Genomic DNA, 2,959 nt, shown 5'->3' on the forward strand with positions numbered 1-2,959 from the left:
GCAGTATCTACAACGTGTCATGCCCGTATTGCGACGCGATGAGAGGGCCGTCGCGGAATCCATCTTTTTTGGGCTGCTCCCCACCTATCAATTTAATGCGTTCGCCGGTCGTACGCCTCGAGGCGACCGCATCGTGATTGTTCATCACACCGTCGTTCACACCCTAAGCTGCTGGGCGCACTGGTTCGTGCGAGCGAAAGATGAGGGGAATGCTGGTTTCGCTACTCTAATTTGGCCCACTTTGCTCATCTGATTTGGCCCACTTGATGGGCGGGGGGTACCTTCCATGCAATTCGATGGCGGCATGGGAGGGGCAGGTGGACTGGAGAGCGAAGGTGGAGCTGTTCGAGCAGATCCGGCGCGAATACGAATTTGGGTGTGGCACGATCCAGGGAGTGGCTCGTAAGTTCGGCGTGCACCGGCGTATGGTGCGCCAGGCGCTCGGCAACGCTTTCCCGCCGCGGCGGCAGGCGCGCTCGCCAAGAAAGCGCCCACGCGTGCAAGCTGTAGCGGCGTTCATCGATCGCATTCTTGAAGCCGATCGCGATGCGCCGCGCAAGCAGCGGCACACTGCGCATCGCATTTATGTCCGGATCAAGCAAGAGTTGGCGAACTATGCAATCGCCGAATCCACGGTGCGCCGCTATGTACGCCAGAAGAAGCGGGAGCTTGGGCTGCTTGGGCGCGAGGTTTCGGTTCCACAGTGTTACGACTGGGGTGAAGAGGGGCAGGTCGACTGGTACGAAGCTTATGTCGAGCTGGCGGGCGAGCGGCAGAAGGCGCAACTGTTCTCGATGCGCAGCATGGCAAGTGCTGGCGCCTTTCACCGGGCTTATCCGCGGGCAACGCAACAAGCGTTTTTCGAGGCGCACGAATTGGGCTTCGCCTTCTTCGGCGGAGTCTTTCGGCGGCTGCGCTACGACAACTTGAGCAGTGCGGTGAAGAAGGTGCTGCGCGGCTATCGGCGCGAGGAGACCGCGCGCTTCATCGCCTTTCGCTCGCACTGGGGTTTTAACGCCCAGTTCTGTACGCCGGGCGCGCCGCAGGAGAAGGGCGGTGTCGAGGGCGAAGCCGGATATTTCCGCCGCAATCACCTGGTGCCGCTCCCCAAAGCCGCAGACTTCGATGAGCTCAACCAGCAGCTCCTCTCAGCCTGTAGCGCCGATGCCGGGCGCAGAATCGCCGAGCGGCTACAGAGCGTGGGCGAGCGCATGGCGATCGAGCGCGAGCGCCTGCTGCCGCTGCAGAGCGAAGGCTTCGAGCTTGCTGAGGAGAGCTTCGCCACTGTCAACAGCAAGGGTTGCGTTTGCGTGCGCACGAACTGGTATTCCGCACCGCTCGCCGTCGGCACCCGAGCCCGAGTGCGCGTGCTACCTGCGCACGTTGAGATCTGGCACGCCGGGGCGCGGGTGGCGCGCCACGAACGCTCCTACTCGCGGCGCCAGCAGATTCTGGAGCTGGAACATTACCTCGATGTGCTGGAGCGCAAACCGGGGGCGCTCGCCGGATCGAAGCCACTCGAGCGCTGGCGCGCCGAGGGGCGCTGGCCCGATAGCTTCGATCAATTATGGTCGAGCCTGAACTGCCGCCATGGTCGGCAAGTCGGCACCCGATCGATGATCGAGCTGCTGCAACTCGGTCGACGGCTCGGGTATGCGCGGCTTTCATCGGCCATCGAGGCGGCAGTTAAGTTGGGCTGCATGGATGCAGCCGCGGTTAAATATCTTCTCCATGAAGCCGAGTTGCCGCGGATTAGCGCCCTGCCCCTGGAGGTCGGGCCGCTTGCCCATTATGAGCGCCCGCTCCCCGATCTCAGCTCATATGATCAGTTGCTGATCGGAGCTGCAACATGAGCCCAGCGGCGAACCAGATCGAGCACGCAGCCGTTCGCCAGCACTGCAAGCATTTGCGGCTGCCCACGGTGGCCATGCAATTCGACAAGCTCGCGCAGGAGGCGATCAAGGAGCGCCAAACCCATGTGAGCTATCTTGCGAGCCTGCTCGGCGCCGAAGTCGAAGATCGCGAGCGGCGTGTGGTCGAGCGAAGACTGCATGAAGCTCGGCTGCCGCGCATGAAGACGCTCGCTGAATTTGATTTCGGCAAAGCGCCACATATCTCGGCGGCGCAAATCCAGAGCTTGGCCGAAGGCGGATACATCGCGCACACCGAGCCGATTTTATTCATCGGTGAATGCGGCACCGGCAAGACACACTTAGCCAGTGGACTGTGCGTGGCGGCTTGTCAGCAGAAGCGGCGCGTGCGCTTTACTACCGCGGCAGGATTGGTCAATGAGCTCATTGAAGCCCAGCATCATAACTTCCTAGGGCGTGCTCTCGCGCGCTGGGCACGCTATGAACTGATCGCAATCGATGAAGTGGGCTATGTGCCGTTCGCCGACGTTGGCGCGGAACTTCTGTTTCAGGTGATTTCCGATCGCGCCGAACGCGCGACCCTTATCGTCACCACCAATCTGCCCTTCTCCGAATGGACCACGGTATTCAGCAACACCAGATTGTGCAAAGCGATTCTGGACCGGCTCACCGATCGCGCGCACATCATCGAGACTGGCACCGAATCGTACCGTTTCCGCAGAACCACTGAAGCACGGCAGCGAGCACGGAAATGACGGTAGCAAACCTTAGCCTGTGGACAGTGCTCGCGCACCGGCTGGCTTGCCGTGGATAACGATGAAGCCATTATCCACCGCGCCAGCCTCTGCCCACAGACTAATCGTCATTTTAAAAAAGCATGCAACCCAAACTCAGAGGTGGGCCAAATTAGATTATCAAAGTGGGCCAATCCGGGTTGACAAAACCACAAGCTGGCGTCTGCGGCTAAGCCCCAGATTAGCGTGTTGCCGCTCATGCGAAAAATTTAATTTGAAGGAATACCGCATGATCAATGATGATCGCCATCGTTGGATTGTGAGTCGACGAGAGATGCTTGCCGTGCTCGGGAC

The 2,959-nt window shown here is 60.4% G+C and carries 3 protein-coding genes; all 3 read left to right on the forward strand.

The window, feature by feature from the left end:
* Nucleotides 1–253: hypothetical protein (locus tag ACLQ7H_RS09120; protein WP_411752383.1), on the forward strand; the 253-nt coding region annotated here is incomplete at its 5' end.
* An 82-nt stretch (nucleotides 254–335) separates the two neighbouring features.
* Nucleotides 336–1,853 (forward strand): IS21 family transposase, encoded by a 1,518-nt coding sequence (gene istA, locus ACLQ7H_RS09125; RefSeq protein WP_411752384.1) that lies wholly within the window; start codon nucleotides 336–338, stop codon nucleotides 1,851–1,853.
* The gene (gene istB / locus ACLQ7H_RS09130; protein ID WP_411752385.1) at nucleotides 1,850–2,626 is read left to right on the forward strand and encodes an IS21-like element helper ATPase IstB; all 777 of its coding nucleotides are present in this window, start codon (nucleotides 1,850–1,852) and stop codon (nucleotides 2,624–2,626) included. Before istA ends, istB begins: the two co-directional genes overlap by 4 nt.
* Nucleotides 2,627–2,959 lie beyond the last annotated feature (333 nt).

This window comes from Serratia sp. (in: enterobacteria) (assembly GCF_046715635.1).
In the GTDB taxonomy this organism is placed as follows: Bacteria; Pseudomonadota; Gammaproteobacteria; order Enterobacterales; family Enterobacteriaceae; genus Chania.